22 protein-coding genes are annotated in these 21,687 nt (G+C 61.1%); 10 read left to right on the forward strand and 12 right to left on the reverse strand.

Annotated features, from left to right (window positions below):
* The first annotated feature begins 13 nt into the window (after positions 1–13).
* From nqrF to nqrM, 3 genes are read left to right on the forward strand one after another with little or no spacing between them, the layout of a single operon-like run.
* Positions 14–1,237 carry an NADH:ubiquinone reductase (Na(+)-transporting) subunit F gene (nqrF, locus tag BN1124_RS04365; protein WP_042639543.1) on the forward strand — a complete coding sequence of 408 codons (1,224 nt, stop codon included), beginning with the start codon at positions 14–16 and terminating at the stop codon, positions 1,235–1,237.
* Positions 1,238–1,240: 3 nt separating this feature from the next.
* Positions 1,241–2,278 (forward strand): FAD:protein FMN transferase, encoded by a 1,038-nt coding sequence (locus BN1124_RS04370; RefSeq protein WP_042639545.1) that lies wholly within the window; start codon positions 1,241–1,243, stop codon positions 2,276–2,278.
* A gap of 11 nt (positions 2,279–2,289) precedes the next feature.
* Positions 2,290–2,514 carry a (Na+)-NQR maturation NqrM gene (gene nqrM / locus BN1124_RS04375; protein WP_042639547.1) on the forward strand — a complete coding sequence of 75 codons (225 nt, stop codon included), beginning with the start codon at positions 2,290–2,292 and terminating at the stop codon, positions 2,512–2,514.
* Positions 2,515–2,595: 81 nt separating this feature from the next.
* Here the strand turns inward: nqrM and BN1124_RS04380 are convergent, their stop codons facing one another.
* Entirely contained in the window at positions 2,596–2,802 is a 207-nt protein-coding gene (locus BN1124_RS04380; protein WP_042639549.1) for a hypothetical protein, read from the reverse strand.
* A 125-nt stretch (positions 2,803–2,927) separates the two neighbouring features.
* Between BN1124_RS04380 and dinB the strand changes: the two genes are divergently transcribed.
* From dinB to rlmM, 6 genes are all read left to right on the forward strand, one after another.
* Positions 2,928–3,980 carry a DNA polymerase IV gene (gene dinB, locus BN1124_RS04385; protein ID WP_042639551.1) on the forward strand — a complete coding sequence of 351 codons (1,053 nt, stop codon included), beginning with the start codon at positions 2,928–2,930 and terminating at the stop codon, positions 3,978–3,980.
* A 67-nt stretch (positions 3,981–4,047) separates the two neighbouring features.
* Positions 4,048–6,189, forward strand: a complete 2,142-nt coding sequence (locus BN1124_RS04390) for a methyl-accepting chemotaxis protein (RefSeq protein WP_042639553.1) — start codon at positions 4,048–4,050, stop codon at positions 6,187–6,189.
* 283 nt (positions 6,190–6,472) lie between these two features.
* Entirely contained in the window at positions 6,473–7,393 is a 921-nt protein-coding gene (locus tag BN1124_RS04395) for a transcriptional regulator GcvA (protein ID WP_042639555.1), read from the forward strand.
* Positions 7,394–7,440: 47 nt separating this feature from the next.
* Entirely contained in the window at positions 7,441–8,067 is a 627-nt protein-coding gene (locus BN1124_RS04400) for an alpha/beta family hydrolase (protein ID WP_042640834.1), read from the forward strand.
* 22 nt (positions 8,068–8,089) lie between these two features.
* Positions 8,090–8,488: a DUF423 domain-containing protein gene (locus BN1124_RS04405; RefSeq protein ID WP_042639556.1), complete on the forward strand. Its 399-nt coding sequence runs from the start codon at positions 8,090–8,092 to the stop codon at positions 8,486–8,488.
* Entirely contained in the window at positions 8,481–9,575 is a 1,095-nt protein-coding gene (gene rlmM, locus BN1124_RS04410) for a 23S rRNA (cytidine(2498)-2'-O)-methyltransferase RlmM (protein ID WP_042639557.1), read from the forward strand. Before BN1124_RS04405 ends, rlmM begins: the two co-directional genes overlap by 8 nt.
* Positions 9,576–9,873: 298 nt before the next feature.
* On the opposite strand, the gene BN1124_RS04415 is transcribed toward rlmM, so the two are convergent.
* The 7 genes from BN1124_RS04415 to queF form a co-directional block, all read right to left on the reverse strand.
* The gene (locus BN1124_RS04415) at positions 9,874–10,317 is read right to left on the reverse strand and encodes a hypothetical protein (RefSeq protein WP_042639558.1); all 444 of its coding nucleotides are present in this window, start codon (positions 10,315–10,317) and stop codon (positions 9,874–9,876) included.
* Positions 10,318–10,436: 119 nt separating this feature from the next.
* Positions 10,437–11,444, reverse strand: coding sequence for an isocitrate dehydrogenase (locus BN1124_RS04420; RefSeq protein WP_033132114.1), 1,008 nt, complete (start codon positions 11,442–11,444; stop codon positions 10,437–10,439).
* Positions 11,445–11,588: 144 nt separating this feature from the next.
* A complete protein-coding gene (gene xni, locus BN1124_RS04425) occupies positions 11,589–12,398 on the reverse strand; it encodes a flap endonuclease Xni (RefSeq protein WP_042639559.1) in 810 nt (269 codons plus the stop codon).
* A 116-nt stretch (positions 12,399–12,514) separates the two neighbouring features.
* Positions 12,515–13,870 (reverse strand): nucleotide 5'-monophosphate nucleosidase PpnN, encoded by a 1,356-nt coding sequence (gene ppnN, locus BN1124_RS04430; RefSeq protein WP_042639561.1) that lies wholly within the window; start codon positions 13,868–13,870, stop codon positions 12,515–12,517.
* A gap of 158 nt (positions 13,871–14,028) precedes the next feature.
* Positions 14,029–15,636 (reverse strand): GGDEF domain-containing protein, encoded by a 1,608-nt coding sequence (locus BN1124_RS04435; protein ID WP_042639563.1) that lies wholly within the window; start codon positions 15,634–15,636, stop codon positions 14,029–14,031.
* An 85-nt stretch (positions 15,637–15,721) separates the two neighbouring features.
* Entirely contained in the window at positions 15,722–17,992 is a 2,271-nt protein-coding gene (locus BN1124_RS04440; RefSeq protein WP_042639565.1) for a hypothetical protein, read from the reverse strand.
* A gap of 253 nt (positions 17,993–18,245) precedes the next feature.
* The gene (gene queF, locus BN1124_RS04445) at positions 18,246–19,094 is read right to left on the reverse strand and encodes an NADPH-dependent 7-cyano-7-deazaguanine reductase QueF (protein ID WP_042639567.1); all 849 of its coding nucleotides are present in this window, start codon (positions 19,092–19,094) and stop codon (positions 18,246–18,248) included.
* 90 nt (positions 19,095–19,184) lie between these two features.
* Here queF and syd point away from each other — a divergent pair, with 90 nt between their 5' ends.
* On the forward strand, positions 19,185–19,733 hold the full coding sequence (gene syd, locus BN1124_RS04450; RefSeq protein WP_042639569.1) for a SecY-interacting protein: 549 nt from the start codon (positions 19,185–19,187) through the stop codon (positions 19,731–19,733).
* A 113-nt stretch (positions 19,734–19,846) separates the two neighbouring features.
* Here syd and BN1124_RS04455 read toward each other — a convergent pair whose 3' ends face one another.
* The 4 genes from BN1124_RS04455 to BN1124_RS04470 all read right to left on the reverse strand — a co-directional run bounded on the left by BN1124_RS04455 (position 19,847) and on the right by BN1124_RS04470 (position 21,654).
* Positions 19,847–20,632: a Zn-ribbon-containing protein gene (locus tag BN1124_RS04455; protein WP_042639571.1), complete on the reverse strand. Its 786-nt coding sequence runs from the start codon at positions 20,630–20,632 to the stop codon at positions 19,847–19,849.
* A gap of 9 nt (positions 20,633–20,641) precedes the next feature.
* Positions 20,642–20,941, reverse strand: coding sequence for a hypothetical protein (locus BN1124_RS04460; protein WP_042639573.1), 300 nt, complete (start codon positions 20,939–20,941; stop codon positions 20,642–20,644).
* A gap of 110 nt (positions 20,942–21,051) precedes the next feature.
* Positions 21,052–21,288: a DUF2789 domain-containing protein gene (locus BN1124_RS04465; protein WP_042639574.1), complete on the reverse strand. Its 237-nt coding sequence runs from the start codon at positions 21,286–21,288 to the stop codon at positions 21,052–21,054.
* 69 nt (positions 21,289–21,357) lie between these two features.
* Positions 21,358–21,654, reverse strand: coding sequence for a DUF3301 domain-containing protein (locus tag BN1124_RS04470; RefSeq protein ID WP_042639575.1), 297 nt, complete (start codon positions 21,652–21,654; stop codon positions 21,358–21,360).
* Between the last annotated feature and the right edge of the window lie 33 nt (positions 21,655–21,687).

Here is a 21,687-nt window from a genome sequence, read left to right on the forward strand (position 1 = left end):
AAAGGAAATATAGATGGAAATTATTCTGGGTGTGGTCATGTTCACCGTGATCCTGCTGGCCCTGGTAGCAGTCATTCTGTTCGCCAAGTCCAAGCTGGTGACCGCGGGTGACGTGACAATCAGCATCAACGGCGACCCGGCCAAGGCTGTCACCAGCCCGGCGGGTGGCAAGCTGCTCGGCGTCTTGGCCGGCAGCGGTATCTTCGTCTCCTCCGCCTGTGGCGGCGGTGGCTCCTGTGGTCAGTGCAAAGTGCGGGTGAAGGCCGGCGGCGGCGACATCCTGCCGACCGAACTCGATCACATCAGCAAGGGCGAGGCCCGTCACGGCGAGCGTCTGGCCTGCCAGGTCACCGTCCGTGGCGACATGGACATCGAGCTGCCAGAAGAGATCTTCGGGGTGAAGAAGTGGGACTGTACCGTCATCTCCAATGACAACAAGGCCACCTTCATCAAGGAACTCAAGCTGCAGATCCCGGACGGCGAGAGCGTGCCGTTCCGCGCCGGTGGTTATATCCAGATCGAAGCGCCTGCACACCATGTGCACTACAAGAACTTCGATATTCCAGAGGAATATCGCGGGGATTGGGATCGCTTCAAGATCTTCGAACTGGAGTCCAAGGTGGACGAGCCGATCATTCGTGCTTACTCCATGGCCAACTATCCGGAAGAGTTCGGCATCATCATGCTGAACGTGCGGATCGCGACCCCACCGCCGAGCAACTGGACTGCGCCTCCCGGTCAGATGTCCTCCTACATCTTCAACCTGAAGGCGGGTGACAAGGTGACCATCTCCGGTCCCTTCGGCGAGTTCTTCGCGAAAGACACCGATGCCGAGATGGTGTTCATCGGCGGTGGTGCGGGCATGGCGCCGATGCGCTCCCACATCTTCGATCAGCTGCGCCGGCTCAAGACCAAGCGCAAGATGAGCTTCTGGTATGGTGCCCGTTCCAAGCGCGAGATGTTCTATGTCGAAGACTTCGACATGCTGGCCGCCGAGAACGACAACTTCCAATGGCACGTCGCCCTGTCGGATCCGCAACCGGAAGACAACTGGGATGGCTACACCGGCTTCATCCACAACGTGCTCTACGAGCAATACCTCAAGGATCACGAGGCGCCGGAAGACTGCGAGTTCTACATGTGTGGACCTCCCGTCATGAACGCTGCCGTCATCAACATGCTGAAAAACCTCGGTGTTGAAGACGAAAATATCCTCCTGGATGACTTTGGTGGTTAATCCATGCACAGTGTTGTAAAGACTTGGCTAGCCTTCGGGCTAGCTTTTTTCATGACAGGGTGTGGTCAGGAAGCGGTTAAAACCAATCCCGAGACGCACATCACCGGCAGTACCATGGGGACTTACTACTCCATCAAGGTGGCGGACGGTGTCGCCCCGGATGCAGCCAAGCTGCAGGCCGAGATCGATGTGCTGCTGGAGCGGGTCAACGATCAGATGTCGACCTACAGACCGGACTCCGAGCTGTCGCGTTTCAACCAGCACAAGGGACCGACCCCGGTGGTGGTCTCCCGCGATACCGCGCGGGTGGTGACCGAGGCCATTCATATCGGCCGCGAGAGCCGCGGCGCGCTGGACGTGACCGTGGGCCCGCTGGTCAATCTGTGGGGCTTCGGGCCGGACGCCAAGCCGACCAAGGTGCCGTCCGATGAGCTGATCAATCAGACTCGCCAGAAGACTGGGCTCGGCAACCTGCACGTCCTGACCTCCGCCGACGCGGACACCCTGCAAAAAGACATCCCGGATCTCTACGTGGATCTCTCCGCCATCGCCAAGGGCTTTGGGGTGGACAAGGTGGCCGAATACCTGGAATCCCTGGGGTCGCGCAACTATCTGGTGGAGATAGGCGGTGAGCTGCGCATCAGCGGCGTCAACGGCAAGGGCCACCCCTGGCGGGTCGCCATCGAAAAGCCGACCGCTAACGCCGGCTCGGTGCAGGAGGTGATCCTGCCGGGGACCAATGGCGTGGCCACCTCGGGCGAGTATCGCAACTACTACGAGATGGATGGCAAGCGCTTCTCCCACACCATAGATCCGGTGACGGGCAAGCCCATCCAGCATCGCCTGGTGTCGGTGACCGTGATCCATCCGTCCTGCATGACCGCAGACGGGCTGGCGACCGTGTTCATGGTGATGGGGCCCGAGAAGAGCCTGGCCTACGCCAAGGAGCGGGGCATCGCCATCTTCACCATCACCAAGACGGACGAGGGTTTCGAGGAAGCCTACTCGGATGCCTTCAAACCCTATTTAGTGAAAAAGTAAGGGGTCATGACATGCAGATTTTTCTGATTACCTTCGGGGTATTTCTGACCGTGGTGGTGGCCATGGCCATCGGTTACATCTTTCAGAAGAAGACCATCTCCGGCTCCTGTGGCGGCCTGGGCACCATAGGGATCGAAAAGGAGTGTGATTGCCCCGAGCCTTGCGACAACCGCAAGAAGAAGATGGCCAAGGAAGAGGCCCGTCGCAAGATGCTGACCGAGAACCGCATCATCTGACTCTGAGCTGGTCAAGGATGCCTGATGCAAGCGAGCCGACCCATGTGTTGAATCAAGGGTCGGCTCGCTTTTTTATGGTCCTCAGTAGTCGTATTGCTGGCAGGACTTCTTGCGAAACTCGAGCTTCCAGCGTGCCAACTCCTCTTTGGTGCCCAGCTCGTCCCCTTTCTTGATGGCCTTTTCCAGCACCTCGATGCGTTTGAACAGCCAGCTGCATTCGGCGGTCGGATGATCCTTGGCCATGCCGAGCAGCGGCAGCAGGCAGAGCCCCAGCCAGATTGCCTTCATTTCTCCTCCTTGAGTCGACAGTGACGGTGCCTTAGGAGTCTATATGCCTCCCATTCCCGCGTGACTGGCAGAAATAGCAGGGCTGGGGTAGCATGGGCGTGTTTCCTGTCTATATATACAGTGCTATGCGCAAGATCATTCACATCGACATGGACTGCTTCTTCGCTGCGGTGGAGATGCGGGACAACCCGGCCCTGCGGGAGGTGCCGCTGGCCATCGGTGGCTCCTCCGACCGGCGCGGTGTCATCTCCACCTGCAACTACGTGGCGCGCCGCTTCGGGGTGCGCTCCGCCATGCCGAGCGGTCTGGCCATGAAGCTCTGCCCACCGCTGGTGCTCATCCCCGGCCGAATGGCCGTCTACAAGGAGGTGTCGCGCCAGCTGCGCGCCATTTTCCTGCGCTACACCGAGCTGGTGGAGCCGCTCTCCCTCGATGAAGCCTACCTCGATGTCACCGACAGCCCCCACTGTGGCGGCAGCGCCACCCTGATGGCGACCGAGATCCGCGCCGCCATTGCCGCCGAACTGGGGCTGACCGCCTCCGCCGGGGTGGCGCCGAACAAGTTTCTGGCCAAGCTCGCCTCCGAACAGCGCAAGCCCGACGGCCTGTTCGTGATAACGCCGGGGGAGGTCGATGAGTTCGTGCGCCAGCTGCCGCTGGGCAAGCTGCCCGGCATCGGCCGTAAGACCGCCGATCGGCTGGAGTCGCAGGGCCTCTACTCCTGCGAGGATGCCAGAGCCATCAGCCACGAAGAGCTGGTCGCCCGCTTCGGCAAGCTGGGGGAGATGCTGACCGGCCGCATCTGGGGTCATGACGAACAGCCGGTGCAGGCCAAGCGTGTGCGTAAGACCATAGGGGTGGAGACCACCCTGGCCAGCGATGTGCTGGACGAAGACGCCTGCTGGCGAGTGCTGAGCCAGCTCATCCCGGAGCTGGAGTTGCGCTTTGCCAAGGCCTGTCCCGCCGAGGCGCTGATGGGGCAGGGGATCAAGCTGAAGTTTGCCGATTTTCAGCAGACCACCGTCTATCGACGGGGTGGCTATCAGGCCGGGTTGTTTCACGATCTGCTGCACGAGGGGTTACAACGGGCTCAAGGAAAACCCATTCGCCTGCTGGGTCTGGTGGTGGGCCTGCCCGCTGCCGGTGAGATCAACCAACTTAGCCTGGATCTCAGCTGATTTAGTTAAGTTTTTGTATCCGAAACCGATACAGATGATCACATCTGTAGACGTTAGGAAATCATGCATGAGTGCTCTTTCTGTTCAGGGACGGATCACCCTGATCGCCGGTTGTTGTCTGTTGGCCAGTGCCGGTGCACTGGTCGCCTCATCCCTCTTCAATGCGGCCCGCATGCAGGAGCAAGTGCGCACCTCCACCACTTTGGAGGCGCAACACGCGGCAGAAAACTGGATGCAGGCCATGGGGGCCACCCAGGCGGCTCGGGTGACCAGCTACCTCGATGAAGCCTACTTCAGGGTCACCCTGCTGGCCGAGGGCATTCTGTTCCAGCGCAAGAATGCGGCCGACAACTTCGTCCACTCCGAGGCGCTGCGCGGCGCCGTGAACCAGCAACTGCAGGATGCGGCGGAGTCGTCGGACAATCTGCTCGGGGTCTACGGCATCTTCGAGCCCAACCAGCTCGATGCCGAGGACGAAAATTACCAGGGCTCGACCGCGCTCGGTGCCAACGACAAGGGGCGCTTCTCCAGCTACTGGGCCAGGGTCGATGGCAAGGTCTCGCTGGAGGTGATGGATGAAGCCATGCTGGCCGACGACAAGCCGGCCGCCAACGGTGGCGCCAAGAATGACTGGTACAAGTGCAGCATTCGCACGGGGGCGCTCTGCCTGCTCGAACCCTATCTCGACGAGGTGGGCAGCCAACAAGTATTGATGACCTCGGTCACGGCGCCCCTGCTGGAGCAGGGCAAGCTGCTCGGCATGGTCGGGGTCGATATCTCGCTGACCAGGCTGCAGACCCTGGTGCTGGAGATGGACAAGGCCCTCTACGAGGGGCAGGGCAAGGTGCTGCTGCTCAGCCACGAGGGCCGGGTGGCCGGGGTGGAAGGATTCAAGACTCAGCTTGGCAACCTCCTGGGCCAGCAGGAGCAAGGGTTGGCGACGGATCTGAACGGTTGGCTCGCCAAAGGGGCGCTGGTCACCCGCTGGAGCCCTGACGGCGCTCTGCTGCAGACCTTCGTACCGGTCACCATGCGCGGCACGGATCGCAAGTGGGGCATCTATATCGAGCTGCCCCGCGCCGTGGTGCTCGCCTCCGCCTTGCAGCTGCAAGGGGATCTCGAAGAGCAAGCCCAGAGCAGCGTGGTGACGCAACTGCTCATCGGCGGCGCCATTTCCTTGCTGGGTCTGCTCTGCATCTGGCTGATGGCGCAGCGCATAGTCGCGCCGATCCGCACCATGGTGGCCCGTCTCAAGGACATCGCCAGCGGTGAGGGGGATCTGACCCAGCGCATCGTCTTGCAGCGGGACGACGAGATAGGCGAGCTGGCCAAGTGGTTCAACAACTTCCTGGACAAGCTGCAGAGCACCATCAGCCAGGTGATCGATACGGTGGCGGGCACCAGAGCCAGCGCGGTGCAGGCGGCGCACGGGGCCGAGCGCACCAGCGCCGGCATGCAGGCCCAGTATCAGGAGGTGGATCTGGTGGCGACCGCATTCGAGGAGCTCAGCGCCACCGCCCTGCAGGTCGCAGGCAACGCCAGCTCGGCGGTGAACGCGGCCAATCAGGCCGACACGGCGGCCCAGGAGGGTAAGTCCGTGGTGGCTGACACGCAAGCGGCCATGTCCAGGCTGATGACGGTCATCAGCGATGCCAAGCCGGTGGTGGAGCGTCTCGCCGCCAACAGCGACAACATCAACGACATCCTCGCCGTCATTCAGGGCATCGCCGAGCAGACCAACCTGCTGGCCCTCAATGCCGCCATCGAGGCGGCCCGGGCTGGCGAGCAGGGCCGTGGCTTCGCTGTAGTGGCGGACGAGGTACGCAACCTGGCCGGTCGCACCCAGAACGCCATCGTCGAGATCCAGACCCTGACCAATCAGCTGCAATCGGGCACCGAGGCGGTGGTCAAGGCGATCATGACGGGTCACAGTCAGGCGGATGTGACCCTTACCAAGGTAGAGCTCTCGGTCAGTGTGCTGGAGCAGATCATCCATGCGGTGGCCACCATCCATCAGATGAACGGGCAGATAGCCCGGGCGGCCCAGGAGCAGAGCGGGGTGGCGGATGAGATCAACCGCAACGTCAGCAACATCCGCGATGTGAGCCATACCATCCGGGCCGAGGCGGCGACGTCCGCCGAAAACGGGCGCGAGTTGTCGCAACTGGCGGACAAGCAGCAGCAACTGGTGGGACAATTCAGGGTGTAGGGATGAGAAAAAAGGCGCCATCCAACCGGAGGCGCCAAACACATTCAGATGACAGACTGGGTTAAATCGGTCCGATTTAGCCCTTTCTTCCCGCAGAGGAAGAAACACAACACCACAATCTTTGCCGACCCACTCACAAAAATCGCATGTAAACCAACATGGAAGAAAAAGTGTGAGCCATATGGCAACGAATTGCGTGGCGAATTATGTTTATTCACTGGTCGACCCGCAACCGACAATTTATAATGCGCACCATTAGAAAAACTCATCGTCGGCCGATCCCATGTCTCGTCGTTTACCCCCGCTCAATGCACTGAAAGCCTTTGAAGCAGCGGCTCGTCACTTAAGCTTCACCCGGGCTGCGGAAGAGCTGTTCGTGACCCAGGCCGCCATCAGTCACCAGATCAAGGCGCTGGAAGAGTATCTCGGCATCAAGCTGTTTCGCCGCAAGAACCGCTCCCTGCTGCTGACCGAGGAGGGGCAGAGTTACTTCCTCGACATCAAGGACATCTTCGCCTCCATCTCGGAGGCGACCGACAAGCTGCTGGCCCGCAGCGCCAAGGGGGCGCTCACCGTCAGCCTGCAGCCGAGCTTTGCCATCCAGTGGCTGGTGCCGCGGCTGGTGCGATTCAGCGAGCGTCACCCGGACATCGACGTGCGGATAAAGGCGGTGGATCTGGACGAGGGCTCGCTGACCGACGATGTGGACGTGGCCATCTATTACGGCCGTGGCAACTGGCCCGGGCTGCGCTCGGACAAGCTGCACACCGAATACCTGATCCCGGTCTGCGCCCCGCTGCTGCTGACGGGGCCCAAGCCGCTGCGCACCCCGGAGGACCTGACCCGTCACACCCTGCTGCACGACACCTCCCGCCGCGACTGGAAGGCCTGGTTCCGCCAGCTCGACATCGATGCGCCTAACGTCAATCAGGGGCCCATCTTCAGCCACTCGACCATGGTGATCCAGGCGGCGATCCACGGTCAGGGGGTCGCGCTCGGTCACAGCGTGCTGGCCCAGCCCGAGATCGAAGCGGGGCGGCTCATCTGCCCGTTCGAACAGGTGCTGGTCAGCAAGAATGCCTTCTACCTGGTGTGCCAGGAACAGCAGTCCGATCAGGGTAAGATAGTGGCCTTCCGCGACTGGATGCTGGAGTTGGTGGAGCAGGAGGAGGCCCGTCGCCGGGCACGGCTCGCCGATGCATGAGACCCTGATGGGCGATGCGCAGAGGTGATAGCGTGAGAGAGGACATCATGACTGAGGTGATAAGGGAGGGGGCGAGCGACGCCCCCGCTCGCATTCTGTTGGCCCACGGCGCCGGTGCCGGCATGGATCACGCCTTCCTCACCGAGCTGTCACGCCTGCTGGCGGGGCCGGACATCGAGGTGGTGCGTTTCAACTTCCCCTACATGAGCAAGCGGGCCCTGGATGGCAAGCGCAGGCCGCCGGACCGGCAGCCGGTCTTGCTCGATCACTGGCGCGAGCGGGTACGGGAATTTGCCCACCCTCGGCTGTTTGTGGCGGGCAAGTCCATGGGCGGGCGCATGGCCGCCGAGATCTGCGATGAGATGGATGCTGCAGGATTGATCGTTCTCGGGTATCCTTTCCACCCCTCGGCCAAGCCCGACAGCTGGCGGGGCGAGGTGCTCAAGCAAATAAAGACGCCGACCCTGCTGTTGCAAGGGGAGCGCGACACCTTCGGCACCCGCGCCGAACTGGCCGATTTCCCCTTCTCACCCGCTGTATCGGTCCACTGGCTGACCGATGGCGATCATGGCTTCAAGCCGAGAAAGGCGAGCGGTCTGAGCGAGCAGGAGAACCTGCAGCAGGCGGCGGATCGGATAAGGGGCTTTATCGCCGAGCAGGCCTCAAGGCCTTGAGCGAGACAACGAGGAGCTAAGGATGCAGATCCAGCGAGAGGTTCAACGGCATTGGTTGGTGCTTGCCGGTTTCTTCGGCCTGACGGGGACCATGCTGGGGGCTTACGGCGCCCACGGCCTGGCGGCGAGCGGCATTTCGCCTGCGCTGCTGGCGGCGTTCAATACCGCCGTGCAATATCAGTTTTTTCACGCACTGGCCCTGCTGGTGCTGGGTTGGTGCGGTGTGCGCGACAAGGTCATCACCTTTGCCGGCACCGCCTTTGTGCTGGGAACTCTCGGGTTCTCCGGCAGTATTTATGCCATGGTGCTGCTCGGCAGCAAGGGGCTGGGGCTCATTACCCCGGCCGGTGGCCTCTGTTTTATGTTGGGATGGGCGGCTCTGATATGGGCTGGCTGTCGTCTTGGAGGAAAAAATGAATAATCTGCTGCTTTATTGCCGCCCCGGTTTTGAGAAAGAGGCGGCGGCAGAGATCACCGAGCGTGCCAGTAACATGCAGTGCTACGGCTTCGCCCGGGTCAAGGACGACAGCGGTTATGTGATTTTCGAGTTGTATGACGAGGAGCAGGCGGATCTGCTGGCCCGCAAGCTGCCGTTCCGCGAGCTGATCTTCATCCGCCAGATGCTGGTGGTGACCCATGAGCTGAAGGATCTGGATCTCTCCGATCGGATTTCCCCCATCCTGGAGGCGGCCGCCGGTTATACCATCTGCGGCGATCTGCGGGTGGAAACGGCCGACACCAACGAGGCGAAAGAGCTGTCGGCCTTCTGCCGCAAGTTCACCGTGCCCCTGCGCCAGGCGCTGCGCAACAACGAGTTGCTGACCAAGAAGGAGACGCCGCACCGTCCGGTGTTCCACGCCTTCTTCATGGCCAATGATCACCTGTTGATCGGTTACTCCTACTCGTTCAACAACTCCGAATTCCACATGGGTATCCCGCGTCTGCGCTGCCCGGCAGACGCTCCGAGCCGCTCCAGCCTCAAGCTGGAAGAGGCCTTCTACGTGTTCGTGCCACGGGAAGAGTGGGACACGCGCCTCACCTCCGGCATGAAGGCCGTCGATCTGGGCGCCTGTCCAGGTGGCTGGACCTATCAGCTGGTGCGCCGCGGCATGATGGTGACCGCGGTGGACAACGGCACCATGGCCCCCTCCCTGATGGAGACAGGCCAGGTCAAACACCTGCGCGATGACGGCTTCGTCTGGCGGCCCAGCAAGAAGAACATCTACTGGCTGGTATGCGACATGGTGGAGAAGCCGGCGCGGGTGACCCACATGATCGCCGACTGGTTCCGCGAGAACGACTGCCAGGAGGCGATGTTCAACCTCAAGCTGCCGATGAAGAAGCGCTACGCCGAGGCGGTGCACAACATCGAGGTGCTGCGCGGCCTGCTCAAGGAGATCGACAATGCGTTCGTGATCCAGGCCAAGCAGCTCTATCACGATCGCGAAGAGATCACCGTGCACGTCTACAACAAGTATTGGGTCTCCAAGCTGACGCCAAAAGAGTAACTCTCTTCGAGCGGAGTGAGTAAAACCCACGTCTACAGCAATAGACTGGGTCTCCAAGCTGACGCCAAAGGAGTAACTCTCTTCGAGCGAAGTGAGTAAAACCCACGTCTACAGCAATAGACTGGGTTTCCAAGCTGACGCCAAAGGAGTAACTCTCTTCGGGCAAAGTGAGTAAAGTCCACGTCTACAGCAGTAGACTGGGTCTCCAAGCCGGAGCCCAAGGCGTAACTCGCAGAGTTGTGGCGGCATCAAAAAACCGGACGGGTTAATCCCGTCCGGTTTTTTCATTTCAGCAGGCTTAGAAGCGGTAGTCGAAGGTGACCTTGGACTCGTCGTTCGTGACCTTGAGTTCTACCTGCAGGGGAATGGTTCTGTCGGTCGGGTTGAACTGCATCTTGACCCCGTCACCTCTCAGCTTGATCGCGGTGTTGATGCCGCCGGCGTTGAACTTGATCCTGGGTTTGTGTTTTTCAAAGGAGAGGCTGACGCTCTTCTCGGCGGTGAGGTTCAGTTTCTGGTAGGGGGTGATACTGCGGGCGCCGTTGCTGTCGGTCATGATATCCACCCCGAATGAGAGCTGTTTGGGGGCTTTGAGCAGGTCGTTGGTATTGATATTGGACTGCCAGACCTGCTTGGCCGGTTGTGTGCTCTGGGGCGGGGGGGTCAACCAGGCGTTGTCGATGGGCCTGTCCAATGCCATGGCAGAGCTGCTGAAGATCAGCAAGATGAAGGTAGCGCGCATAGTGGATCTCCTTATCCTCCTTATGAACATAGTAGTCATCTGGCGAGGGGGGTAGGGAGAGCCGATATAAAACAAAGGGAGCCGAAGCTCCCTTTTTAAATCATGATGTTAGCTGCTATTTACAGACGGTCTATGATGGCTTGGGTAAATTCGCTGGTGGAAGCCGTGCCCCCCAGATCCCGGGTAACTCTATCGCCGGATTCGATGGTCGCACGTACCGCCTCGCGAATGCGCTCGGCCTTGTCCTGCATGCCTAGGTATTCCAGCATCTGGATGGCGGCGAGGATCACCGAGGTCGGGTTGGCGATGTTCTTGCCGGCGATGTCCGGCGCTGAGCCGTGTACCGCTTCGAAGATGGCGGCCCCTTCACCTATGTTGGCGCCGGGCGCCATGCCCAGCCCGCCTACCAGACCGGCGCACAGATCCGAGAGGATATCGCCGAACAGGTTGGTGGTGACCATTACATCGAAGCGCTCCGGGTACATCACCAGGTTCATGCAGGCGGCATCGACGATCATCTCTTCGTTCTGGATGTCCGGATAGCGGGCAGCCACTTCCCGCGCCACTTCCAGGAACAGGCCCGAGGTGGACTTGAGGATGTTGGCCTTGTGGATGATGGTGACCTTCTTGCGCCCTTCCTGGCGTGCCAGCTCGAAGGCGAAAGTGACGATGCGCTCGGCGCCGTCACGGGTGATGATGCTCATCGCCTCGGCGCTCTGGTTGTCATCACTGCGCTTCTGACCCGCACCCGAGTACATGCCTTCGGTGTTTTCACGCACCGTGATGATGTCGATGTTGTCGTAACGGCTCTTGGTGCCCTTGAAGGAGATGACCGGGCGCACGTTGGCGTAGAGGTTGAACTTCTTGCGCAGGGAGACGTTGATGGAGGTGAAGCCGCCGCCGACCGGAGTGGTGAGCGGGCCCTTCAGGCTGACCTTGTTCTTCTCGATGAGGTCGAGGGTGCTTTGCGGCAGCAGCTCGCCGTGTTTCTCCAGTGCGACCAGACCGGCATCCGCATAGTCGTAGTCAAAATCACAACCGACATGCTTGAGGATCTGGATGGCGGATTCGATGATGCTGGGGCCGATGCCGTCGCCCGGAATGACGGTAATTTTTCTTTTAGACATGAGGCGTATCCACTTCTAGGGGACAGAGGGGGAGGATTCGGCGGTTTTATACCATTTTTGCACCACTTTCTCCATGTTTCTTTACATATATCCCATTTATGTCAACAGGAAGATGCGCGCAGGATGTGGGTTATGCTGGCCGTCTTACTCGGCCCTGTCTGCCGGGGGCGGGTAGCGGATCTCCCGCAAGTTGAACCCGAGGGGGATATCCCGCTGCAGCCGCACCAGCCGCTGGGCCAGCAAGGCGTCGTCCCTGTGCTGGCGCAGCTTGAGCAGGGGCTTGGCGGCGTCGTCCTGCTCGCAGGCGCTCAGCAGGGCGGCCAGGGTGCCGTGTTGCAACAGTAACGTGGTGGCCGTCTTGGGGCCTATCCCCGGCACCCCCTTGATGTTGGAGCCGCCGATGCCGGTCAGGGCCCAGAAGTCCACCAGCTGAGCCGGGGTCACGCCATATTGCTGCTGGACGAAGGCCGCATCCAGCCAGCGCTTGTTGAAATGGTCCCGGATCTGGATCTGCGGGCAGATGAGCTGACAAAAGCCCTTGTCGGTGGAGATGATGGTGGCCTGATGTCCGTGCTGGGCAACCCCAGTGGCCAGGGTGGCGATAAGATCGTCCGCCTCGTCGGTCTGGGAGAGCAAGGCGTCCACGCCGCACTCCCAGAAGGCATCCTGCAATTGGGCCAACCCTTCCCTCAGCTCTTCGGGCATGGGGGTACGCCCCTCCTTGTAGGCCGGATAAACCTCCTTGCGCCAGCTGTGTACCTCACCGTCAAACACCGCGATGGCATGGGTCGGTTCGCTGTTGGCCAGCAGCTTGCGGCAGGTGTTGATGAGGTTGGCGCGGGTGGCGATCAGCGCCTGTGCCGGAGTCAGCGCCTGCTGGACCTGTACCGCGTGCAGCCGGCGGATGAGGTTGAGGGCATCGATGATAAGCAGCTGTGGCCTGGGGTTTTGCATGGAAGGGAGGGCTCCTGGCGGTCGGGACGGCCCATTGTAACAAGGGACGCGCGGCTTGCCGACAAAAGAGGAGGGGCCTCTTGGCCCCTCTCGTCAGCGTCGAACTATGGCGCTCTTTATTTCACTATCTCGTAGCAGGGGATGTACTGGGTGCCGGGCAGCTTCATCCGTTGCTGCCTGACGAAGCTCTCCAGCAGCCTGTCCATCAGGTGCATCAGCTCCTTGTCGCCGTGCAACTTGAAGGGCCCCTTCTTCTCGATGGCGCGGATGCCCCCTTCCTTGACGTTGCCCGCGACTATGCCGGAGAAGGCACGGCGCAGGTTGGCCGCCAGCAGCTGGGGCGGCTGGTTGCGATGCAGATCCAGGCTGGCCATGCTGGCGTGATCCGGCTCGAATGGCAGCTGGAACTCCGGCTCAATCTTGAGGGACCAGTTGAAGGAGTAGGCATCCCCGACGGATTTGCGGTATTCGCGGATCTTGGGCATCGCCTCCTTCATGACCCGGGCCACTTCCGGTGCATCGCCGATGATGATCCGGTAGAGGCGGGTGGCCGGTTCCCCCAGGGTCGCCTTGACGAAGTCGTCGATGGCGCGGAAGTAGTCGGCGCTCTCCTTGGGCCCAGTCAGCACTATGGGGATGGGTTGGCGCTCGTTGGCCGGGTGCATCATGATGCCGAGCAGATAGAGCAGCTCCTCGGCGGTGCCGACCCCGCCCGGGAAGATGATGATGCCGTGGCCGAGGCGCACGAAGGCTTCCAGTCGCTTCTCGATGTCCGGCAGGATCACCAGCTCGTTGACGATGGGGTTGGGGGGCTCGGCGGCGATGATGGACGGTTCGGTCAGGCCTATGTAGCGACCGTTGCGTACCCGTTGTTTGGCGTGGCCGACGGCCGCCCCCTTCATCGGGCCCTCCATGGCACCCGGTCCGCAGCCGGTGCAGATATTCAGCTCGCGCAGGCCAAGCTCACTGCCCACCGAGCGGGTGTACTGGTATTCGATCTCGTTGATGGAGTGGCCGCCCCAGCAGACGATCAGGTTAGGATCCGCCCCCGGCAGGATCGCCTTGGCGTTGCGCAGTATGGCGAACACCACGTTGGAGATGTGGGTGGAGCTGGTCAGGTTGACCAGGCGGTTCGACTCCAGCTGGGTCGAGACGTAGAGGATGTCCCGCAACACCGAGAAGAGGTGCTCCTGGATGCCGCGGATGATCTCGCCATCGACGAAGGCGTGCTCGGGGGCGTTGAATAGCTCGAGCTTGACCCCGCGCTCGCGCCGGATCACATGAATGTCGAAGGATTTGAAGCGCTCCAGTATCTCTTTGGAGCTGTCGGTGTGGCTGCCGGAGTTGAGCACCGCCAGCGAGCAGTTGCGAAACAGTTGATAGATATCGCTGGAGGCGGTCTGTTTGAGGCGATCCACCTCGAGCTGAGACAGCAAGTCCATGCTGCCGACAGGATTGATGTGCGTAATCATAGGTTCCCCTTCACTCGTCTTGTTATCGTTGTGCTTTCCCTGGGGAGAAAACGGGATGCCGTGACATCCCTCGATTTCGATAGTAGAGGCAAGGGGTAGGGAAGGGGAATAGGGGGTTGGTGCGTTTGCGCGTTTTTTAGTCGCTTGTCAGGCCGGATTCAGGCCAGATTGACCTGATCCCGTCCCAGGTGCTTGGAGCTGTAGAGTGCCTTGTCGGCGCGCTCAAACGCATCCGTGGTATGGTCTCCTTCCCTAAACAGGGTGGCACCGATGGAGATGGTGATCTCGACCTTGGCATCCCTGAACCGGAACGGGATGCTCTTGATGGTCTGGCGCAGGTTCTCCAGCGGCTTCTGGTACTTGTCCGGATTGATGTTGGGCAGCAGCACCACGAACTCTTCACCGCCGAAACGGGCGATAAAATCGGTATCGCGCAGGGCGCTCTGCAGCGCCTTGGCAACCACCTTCAACGCCTTGTCGCCGGCCATGTGGCCGTAGTTGTCGTTGATGTTCTTGAAGTGATCGATGTCGATGATGGCCAGACAGAGCGGGGTGCTGTAACGCAGCCAGCGCTTGTATTCGAGCTCGAGTCGCTCGTCGAGGGCCGCTCTGTTGTGCACTTGGGTCAGGCTGTCGAGGAACAGCTTGTGTTTTTGAATGGTGAGCCGCTTCTTGTACTCGGCGGTCTCCTCCTTCATCAGCCGCAGCTTGGCCTCCATGTTGGAGAGGTGGGTGAGCAGGTGACGCTCACGACCGGCCATGGCCTCCCTGTCCTGCTGCAGGCGGCGAATGGCGTCCACGTGGCTGCAGATGGCCTCTTTCAGGACGATGGAAGAGTCGTGGGTAAGCAGGGTGCGATCGATGGCCTCGAGCTCCCGTGTCAACGCCTGGTCGCTGAGGTGGGTGGCATTTTGCAGCGCCCGCCCCTCGTCGAGAGATTCGGTGAAGTTGAAATGGACGGCCGACAGGCTCTCGTTGAGGGTGCTGAGGAAGGCCTGGGACGATTTGCGCTCTTCCCGGGTGCCCTCGATGATGAGTTCGATGATCTGCAGGCAGATCTCGGCCAGCAACTGCGGTGTGATCCCTCCCAGCAACTGGCGGCGGATGTCCGCCAGGCTCTCGCCGACGGCGCCGGCGAAATCGAGCTCGGTGATGAGGCGCTGCAATTCGTCGGCGATCTGGGCATGGGCCTTGACGTCAAACGAGGCGGTTACCTCCGGCGGGGCCAGATCTGTGCCGGCTAGCCGGGGAGGCGGCTGGCTGAGCAGGGGCTGGGTCGGCAACAGCTGGATCTTGATGGCCTGCTGGTAGAACTCCAGCAAGCGGATCACCTTCTTCTGGTGATCGCCAATGCCATAGCCCTCGGGGCTGGCGAGAAACTCTTTGAGCGAGCGACGGGTATCTTCCGGGAAGCCTTTGAGCGACTTGAGCTGCTTGCTGCCAAGTTCGATGGCGGCCCGGGTCAGGCCGATGGACTCTTCCAGCGCGTTGCCATGTTGCTGCAACAGCTTCTCGATGACGGCCAGGTCCCCGTCGAGGGACGAGAGCGGAGGATTGCCATCGAGTTTCTGCTTGAGTTTGGCGAGGCGGCTGTCCAGCTCACGGTCGTGACCACGGCAGGCCTGCATCAGCTTGGCGATGAACTGGATGCTGCGGGTGCGTTCAGCATCGGAGAACGTGGCCATGCCCTCGAGCTCCTGCTGTTTTTGCTGAAGGGATTCCCTGAGTCTTGCCAATTGTCCTGTTACGGCAGCGATATCATTCATTGTTCAGGTCGCCCTGTTGTCATTATCGTTTTTGTATCGTCCAGCAACAGTAAGCCAATGAAAGACCCCGTTGAGTACCTTTTTGTCACATGTTATCCGGCACTTTCGTCCGTGAAAGCACAAGCCAGTTAACCCATTGCTTTTCATGAGAAGAATTTACTTTTACCAGCCCCTTGTCAATTGCCATCAAGCAGCATTGCCACACATCGCCATTAAAAAACGCGGCTTGCTGGCAATCGATGGCGGCCAGCTCCAGCCAGACACTTTGGCGGTATTTTTCACTGAGCTGCATGGCCCCCGACAGCGCCAGGTAGCAGAGGTCGAACAGGCCGTGATGATCGAGCGCCATCGCCGCCTTCGGCAGGAAGGGATGGCTGACAATACCGAGGCTGATATGCCTGTCGAGCGGGTACTCGCAGGGGAAGGCGGCGAGGGTATCGAGCAGCTCCTGCGCCAGCTCGTGCAACTGAGCCACGTGGCGTTGTGGCACCACATACAGCAGGTGCCCTTCGCGCAGATCGTAGATGCGGCCATCCTGCGGGGTCAGCTGGTTGACGTAGTTGCCAAAGGCCTGCTCGATCTCGCGGCTGACCTGATAACCATGTTGTTCCAGGCTGTTGACCAGGAAAGGCACCCGAAACAGCAGATAGTGCAACTTGTCGTCAAATTCGCTGGTGGAGCGCTCGCTCAAGTACCAGCGATCGGATTTCTGCTGGCGCTTGGCCATCTCCCGCGGCCAGCGGCTCATCAACCGTTGCCAGTTGGCCAGCCCGCTGCGCGGCTCGATCAGCAGGGCTTCTCTGAGCTGCTTGGCGTTGAGACGGGCGACCCGCAGCTTGAGCCAGAGGGTGAAGAACAGGTAAATGAAGAGGGCCAGCAACAGGCCGGTGCTGACGCTGGACCAGAGATAGCGATCCTGCTGGTGCTGGCTGATGTCGAGCCGTTGTTCCAGCTCCTTGACCTGCTGTGCCTGCTCCACCTGGGCGTAGTTGTCACGGACGGCCTCCTGCTCCAGATCCAGCTGCTGCTGGCGCACCAGCTCGCTGCGCTGATGGAAGTTCTTGTAGCTGTCGAGGGCCTGCTTGATATAGCCCTTCTGCTCGTAGGCGATGGAGAGCAGGCGGAAGATCTCGAACTGACGCCGGATATCGCCGAGCCGGTTCGCCAGGGTCAGGGCATTCTCCAGCTGCAGAATGGCGATCCCCGCCTCCTGTTGCTTGAGGTGCAGCTCCCCGAGCAGCAGCAGGGTGTCGATCAGCGACTCCTTGTCATCCCCCATCTCGTGGGACTGGCGCGCGGCATTGAGGTAGTTGCGGGCCAGGGTCAGGTTGCCGGTCATCAGGTAGGTCTTGCCAATCTCGTACTTGAGGTGGGCGATGCGGATGCGGTTGTTGCCCTCGTCGAGCAGGTCCAGGGCATTGAAGAAGTAGACCAGCGCCATGTTCATCTCGCCCTGATCCCGGTTGAGGCGGGCGAGCACGATCAGCGCATCGCTGAGCAGAGAGGGGTTGCCCAGCGCATGGAAGTAGTTGGCCGCCTCATTGGCATATTGCAGCGCCTTCTGGGGCTCCTGCTCCTCCTGATAGAGGCTGACCATCTGGTTCGACAGCAGGCCGAGGAACAACGGATCTTGCAGGCCCTTGGCTTGCTGCTGGGCATCTATGTATTCGCCAAGGGCGAGCTGGGGCTGGCCGAGCGCATGGTAGAGATCTCCGCCGACGGCACTGACCCAGGCCAGGGAGAGGGGGTTCTTGGTCTGCTCCGCCCACTTGTGGCTCTCCGCCAGCTGGCGTTTGGCCGCCTCGAATTGCTGTCCCTCCATGCTGGCGTTGACGTGCAGCAGGCGGCTGTAGACCTGCAACTGGCTTTCTTTGAGGCTCGGGTTGGCCAGCAACTTGTCCAGCTCATCGAGCAAGATGGCGCTGGCCCCGTGGGAGCGCTCCTGCATGTTCCGGCTGCGGATCTTGAGATAGAGGCCGTGGGCCTGCAGCTCGAACTGCTGCTCCTTCTCGGCCATGGCGATGCCCTGCTCGAGGGACTCTTGCGCCGCCTTGGCTTGTCCCAGCTGCTGCAGGCACTCGCCCTTGAGCAGGTAGGCGCCGGTGGCCTGGGTGGCCGTGCCGTAGTTCAGGATCGGCTCTCGGTAGCCGTATTCCTGACGATTGCTGATGATCTGCTTGGGATTATTGGCGGTGCGTTCGAGGAAGGAGGTGGCGATCTGGACACATCTGACGGGATCGGTCAGCACCAGGGTCTGGGCCTGCTGAAGATCGATAGACAACTGCTCCTTGGCCAGATCCAGATCCGGAGCCGACAGGGAGGACATCATCATTGCCAGAAAAAACAGTTGATTCATTGGATTAAGAACGCCACAGGAGTGCTGGCATGTTATCCAAGCCCACCCCTGCGCGTCCAGAGTTTACTCAATAGATTGGAAATGGTGCCCAGGCCCACTGCCGTCAGCGGCGCCCAGAGTTTACTCAATAGATTGGAGCTTGATGGCCAAGCCCACTACCGTCAGCGGCATCCAGCGTCTACCGGTGGATTGGGCATGATGGACTAGGTGGGCGATGGCCGCCAAGCCCACCCATTGCCAACGGCGCCGGTGTTTACTGGCGGATCAGGCGCAGGTTGGCTGGAACCGGCTCCCAGTCGCTGCGGAAGGGGTTGATGTCCAGCCCACCGCGGCGGGTGTAGCGGGCATAGACGGTCAGCTCGCTTGGGCGGCAGAAGTGCTTGAGATCGATGAAGATCCGCTCGATGCACTGCTCGTGGAACTCGTTGTGCTGGCGGAACGAGATGAGATAGCGCAGCAGCTTCTCCCGATCGAGGCGCGGGCCGCGATAGTGGATAACCAGGGAGCCCCAGTCCGGCTGGCTGGTGACCAGGCAGTTGGACTTGAGCAGGTGGCTGTGCAGCGTCTCTTCCACGACCTCGGTGCCCGCCGCTCCCTGCAGCAGGGTCTGGTCGAACTCGTAGCTGTCGATCTCGAGGTCCTGCTCGTCGATGCACTCACCCGGCAGGGTCGCTATCTGGTGTGGCGCCTGGCTGAGGGTGAACAGGGTGACGCCGACCTCGTCCCCGGCGCAGGCGCTCAGATCCTTGACCAACAGGGCCTGCACCGCCGCCAGCGAGTCGCAGCGGGTCTGGTTGAAGGAGTTGAGATAGAGCTTGAACGACTTGGATTCGATGAGATTCGGGCTCTGCGCCGGTACCGACACCTCGCCAACTGCCACCATGGGCATGCCCTTGGCGTTGAGCCAGGAGAGTTCGTACAACGTCCAGACGTCACACCCCTGGAAGGGCAACGTCTCGCCAAGGCCGAGATCGTCACGGTTCAGGCTGCGTGGCACGGGTTGCAGCAGCTCGGGGCTGTACTGGCTGATGTAGGCCGATTGCTGGCCCAGGCTCAGGCCCTGCAGCGCGCTGGCGCCGGCGTATCTCTCTTGTTTGCTCATTGCTTGTCTGCTCAGCTGTTTGATGGTGCAATAGCCGGATTTTGCGTTCGAACTTGCGGCTATTTTGGGCCGTTATTGTGGGGGATTTCGATGTCGGATCAAGTCTTGTCTGCCCTTGAGCAGTTTTTTTTACGCTGGCAGCGCGATGGTGAGGCGAGGCGAGGGTTGCCCCTGTGCGAGTGGGAACAGGGATGGCGCTCCCCCTGTGAGCTGGATGATCCCAAGGAAGGCAAGGTAGCCTGGCGCCCTTACCAGCGAAGCGAGCCGGCGGATTTCGGCGCCATGGCCGATGCGCTGGAGTTGACGCTGCACCCCGCCGCCCTTGCCCTGTTTGGGCACTGGTTCAGCCGCCCCATCCCCTGTTCGTACAAGGGGTTGCGCATCGAGCTCATACTGCCGTGGAACGAGGAAGATCTGGACTTGCTCAGGGAGAATCTCATTGGCCACCTGCTGATGCTGCGCAAACTCAAGCGCTCGCCGTCGATCTTCATCGCCACCACCCGCAACGAGATGACGCTGATATCCTTCGACAACGAGAGCGGCCAAGTCTGGCTGGAATGGCTCGACTCCGGCCGCCGGCTGGTGCTGGCCCCTTCGTTGCCCGCCTTCCTCACCCGGCTGGAAACCCTGCCTCAGTGAGCCTGAAATAGCAGAAGGGCCTTGCCAGATGGCAAGGCCCTTCTTTTTTGTATCGTCGTTCCATGGTCAGGGGCGCTTTTATATCGCCGCTCGATGGCGCCGGACGCCGTGCCTCAATCCTTGAAATCCCAGGAGAGGTTGGAGACCAGCCGGCAGGGATCGCACTTGAAGTCGAAGATCTCGTGCAGCGGGGCCTTGAGCGCCCAGTCGCCGCCACAGCCGGGGCAGAGGCGAGCCTGCTCCGCCGCCTTGCTCAGGCCGCCGACCCGATAGAGATAGTAGTAAGTCGGGATGCCGCTCACGGCTTCCAGCCGCTTGACCAGATCGCTGCCCCGGCGCTGCAGGCGGCTGCCCACCTCGCCGATCTCGTGCAGCACGGCGTGTTCGGCGATGGAGCCGTTCATCTGCAACTGATCGCAGGCCTCCCAGTCCTCCTGCCACTTGATGATCTGCTTGTGATCCCCGTTGGCGATGGCGGGCAGCCGGTAGAGCGGGATGGGGGCGAAATGATCGCCGCAGCGCAGGGGCGAGCAGCTGTGCAGGAAGCTGGTATAGAGCAGCATCCAGCTCGGGCGCTCCCCTGTGTGGCCGCAAGGATCCGTGTTGTCGGACAGCAGATCCATGCCCTGCAGGCGCAGCTTGGGTGCCAACAGGCCTGCCTGGTGCAGGCCCTGCTCGGCCAGTGCAACCTGCTCGCTCTGGTTGTCCGGGTGCAGGCTGTCTTGCTCGGGACAGACCACCCGGCTGATGAAGTGCCCCTCCTGCATGCTGGTGGGGAACTCCCGCCCCAGGATCTGGCCCTGATAACGCAGCATGTCGAGGTAGTTGACTATGGCCCGCTCGGCCTCGCCGAGGGAGGTGTCGCGGTAACATTCAAAATGCAGTTCGAGGATATGCATGGCGACGGGTCAGTCCGGCTGGCGCTGGAGCAGCAGGGCGGTCAGGCGATCCACCTTCTGCTCGAGCCGGTTGAGCTGCTCGCTCAGTTGCTGCAGGTTGACGGCATCGGCCGGTGTCTCACGGCTGGTTGCGCTGGGCGTCGTGGTCGGGGCGGACTCGGTGGGTTGCTGTTTCCACTGGCTCAACACCTTGAGCAGCTCGGCCATGGGCACGGGATGACTGAGGCGCGCCTTGACCATGGCGGTGGAAGGGGTGATCCCCTTGGCACTCAGTTCGTTGGCGATGCGGATGATCTCTTGGGCTGACATCTTGGCTTCTCACTGCGACCTTAAGTGGCGGCCGGCTTGCTGCTTGCGAATGGGAGCACGGAGCTTAACCAAAGCCTGGCCGTCAGAAAAGCCGCGTGAAGGGCGCCGGGTCAGTTTGCCTGGCGCAGCATCACATCCAGCTGATCGATGCTTGCCGACCAGTCGGCGTCATTCCAGAGCGCATCGCGCAGGAAGCCGGCCTGGGCCGGGTTCCAGAAGTCGGCTTCGGGTAGCAGGGTCTGATTGTCCAGGCGGTGCTCGCGGATGAAACGGTGCAGGCTTACTTCGTCATTGGCCAGCCCGAGCTGGGCAAACAGGGCGGGCATGTCGTGGGTCAGCAATTCCATCTCGTCTCTCCTTGAAAGGGATCCTCGAGAATTATAGTCAGGCTGACTCCCTTGTTCCCCCGGGCCCTGTTAGGAGGGCAGGCGATGGGGTGGCAGCTCGACGCCGGCAACGTGGAAGCCCTGCATGCAGAGCTGACCCTGATAGTGGCTCTCGCCATCGCTTGAGAACTCGAACTGGTAATAGGTCAGCAGACGCAGGGGGCCGTGCCCCAGCGCGCGGTGGGTGCGGGCGAGGGAGAGCAGTTGCAGATCGTGGTGCTGGCAGTAACGTCGCATGTATTGCCAGGCGATCTCGGCCTGACGACGTTGCTGCCAGAAGGCCCCACCGATGAGGATCAGCAACAAGATTCCGAGCATTTCTCCCATCAACGGGTTCCTTCTGTGAGATGAGGGTCTGAG

It is taken from the genome of Aeromonas eucrenophila (assembly GCF_000819865.1).
Classification (GTDB): Bacteria; Pseudomonadota; Gammaproteobacteria; order Enterobacterales; family Aeromonadaceae; genus Aeromonas; species Aeromonas eucrenophila.

What these genes read in the sequence shown, in the direction of transcription:
- BN1124_RS04370 (WP_042639545.1), top strand. Translation starts at nt 1,241, where the DNA reads ATGCACAGTGTTGTAAAGACTTGGCTAGCCTTCGGGCTAGCTTTTTTC.
- queF (WP_042639567.1), bottom strand. Translation starts at nt 19,094, where the DNA reads ATGAGCAAACAAGAGAGATACGCCGGCGCCAGCGCGCTGCAGGGCCTG.
- BN1124_RS04435 (WP_042639563.1), bottom strand. Translation starts at nt 15,636, where the DNA reads ATGAATGATATCGCTGCCGTAACAGGACAATTGGCAAGACTCAGGGAA.
- dinB (WP_042639551.1), top strand. Translation starts at nt 2,928, where the DNA reads ATGCGCAAGATCATTCACATCGACATGGACTGCTTCTTCGCTGCGGTG.
- BN1124_RS04380 (WP_042639549.1), bottom strand. Translation starts at nt 2,802, where the DNA reads ATGAAGGCAATCTGGCTGGGGCTCTGCCTGCTGCCGCTGCTCGGCATG.
- BN1124_RS04465 (WP_042639574.1), bottom strand. Translation starts at nt 21,288, where the DNA reads ATGGAATTGCTGACCCACGACATGCCCGCCCTGTTTGCCCAGCTCGGG.
- BN1124_RS04420 (WP_033132114.1), bottom strand. Translation starts at nt 11,444, where the DNA reads ATGTCTAAAAGAAAAATTACCGTCATTCCGGGCGACGGCATCGGCCCC.
- nqrF (WP_042639543.1), top strand. Translation starts at nt 14, where the DNA reads ATGGAAATTATTCTGGGTGTGGTCATGTTCACCGTGATCCTGCTGGCC.
- nqrM (WP_042639547.1), top strand. Translation starts at nt 2,290, where the DNA reads ATGCAGATTTTTCTGATTACCTTCGGGGTATTTCTGACCGTGGTGGTG.
- syd (WP_042639569.1), top strand. Translation starts at nt 19,185, where the DNA reads ATGTCGGATCAAGTCTTGTCTGCCCTTGAGCAGTTTTTTTTACGCTGG.
- xni (WP_042639559.1), bottom strand. Translation starts at nt 12,398, where the DNA reads ATGCAAAACCCCAGGCCACAGCTGCTTATCATCGATGCCCTCAACCTC.
- BN1124_RS04395 (WP_042639555.1), top strand. Translation starts at nt 6,473, where the DNA reads ATGTCTCGTCGTTTACCCCCGCTCAATGCACTGAAAGCCTTTGAAGCA.
- BN1124_RS04440 (WP_042639565.1), bottom strand. Translation starts at nt 17,992, where the DNA reads ATGAATCAACTGTTTTTTCTGGCAATGATGATGTCCTCCCTGTCGGCT.
- BN1124_RS04455 (WP_042639571.1), bottom strand. Translation starts at nt 20,632, where the DNA reads ATGCATATCCTCGAACTGCATTTTGAATGTTACCGCGACACCTCCCTC.
- rlmM (WP_042639557.1), top strand. Translation starts at nt 8,481, where the DNA reads ATGAATAATCTGCTGCTTTATTGCCGCCCCGGTTTTGAGAAAGAGGCG.
- BN1124_RS04460 (WP_042639573.1), bottom strand. Translation starts at nt 20,941, where the DNA reads ATGTCAGCCCAAGAGATCATCCGCATCGCCAACGAACTGAGTGCCAAG.
- BN1124_RS04400 (WP_042640834.1), top strand. Translation starts at nt 7,441, where the DNA reads ATGACTGAGGTGATAAGGGAGGGGGCGAGCGACGCCCCCGCTCGCATT.
- BN1124_RS04470 (WP_042639575.1), bottom strand. Translation starts at nt 21,654, where the DNA reads ATGGGAGAAATGCTCGGAATCTTGTTGCTGATCCTCATCGGTGGGGCC.
- BN1124_RS04415 (WP_042639558.1), bottom strand. Translation starts at nt 10,317, where the DNA reads ATGCGCGCTACCTTCATCTTGCTGATCTTCAGCAGCTCTGCCATGGCA.
- BN1124_RS04405 (WP_042639556.1), top strand. Translation starts at nt 8,090, where the DNA reads ATGCAGATCCAGCGAGAGGTTCAACGGCATTGGTTGGTGCTTGCCGGT.
- ppnN (WP_042639561.1), bottom strand. Translation starts at nt 13,870, where the DNA reads ATGATTACGCACATCAATCCTGTCGGCAGCATGGACTTGCTGTCTCAG.
- BN1124_RS04390 (WP_042639553.1), top strand. Translation starts at nt 4,048, where the DNA reads ATGAGTGCTCTTTCTGTTCAGGGACGGATCACCCTGATCGCCGGTTGT.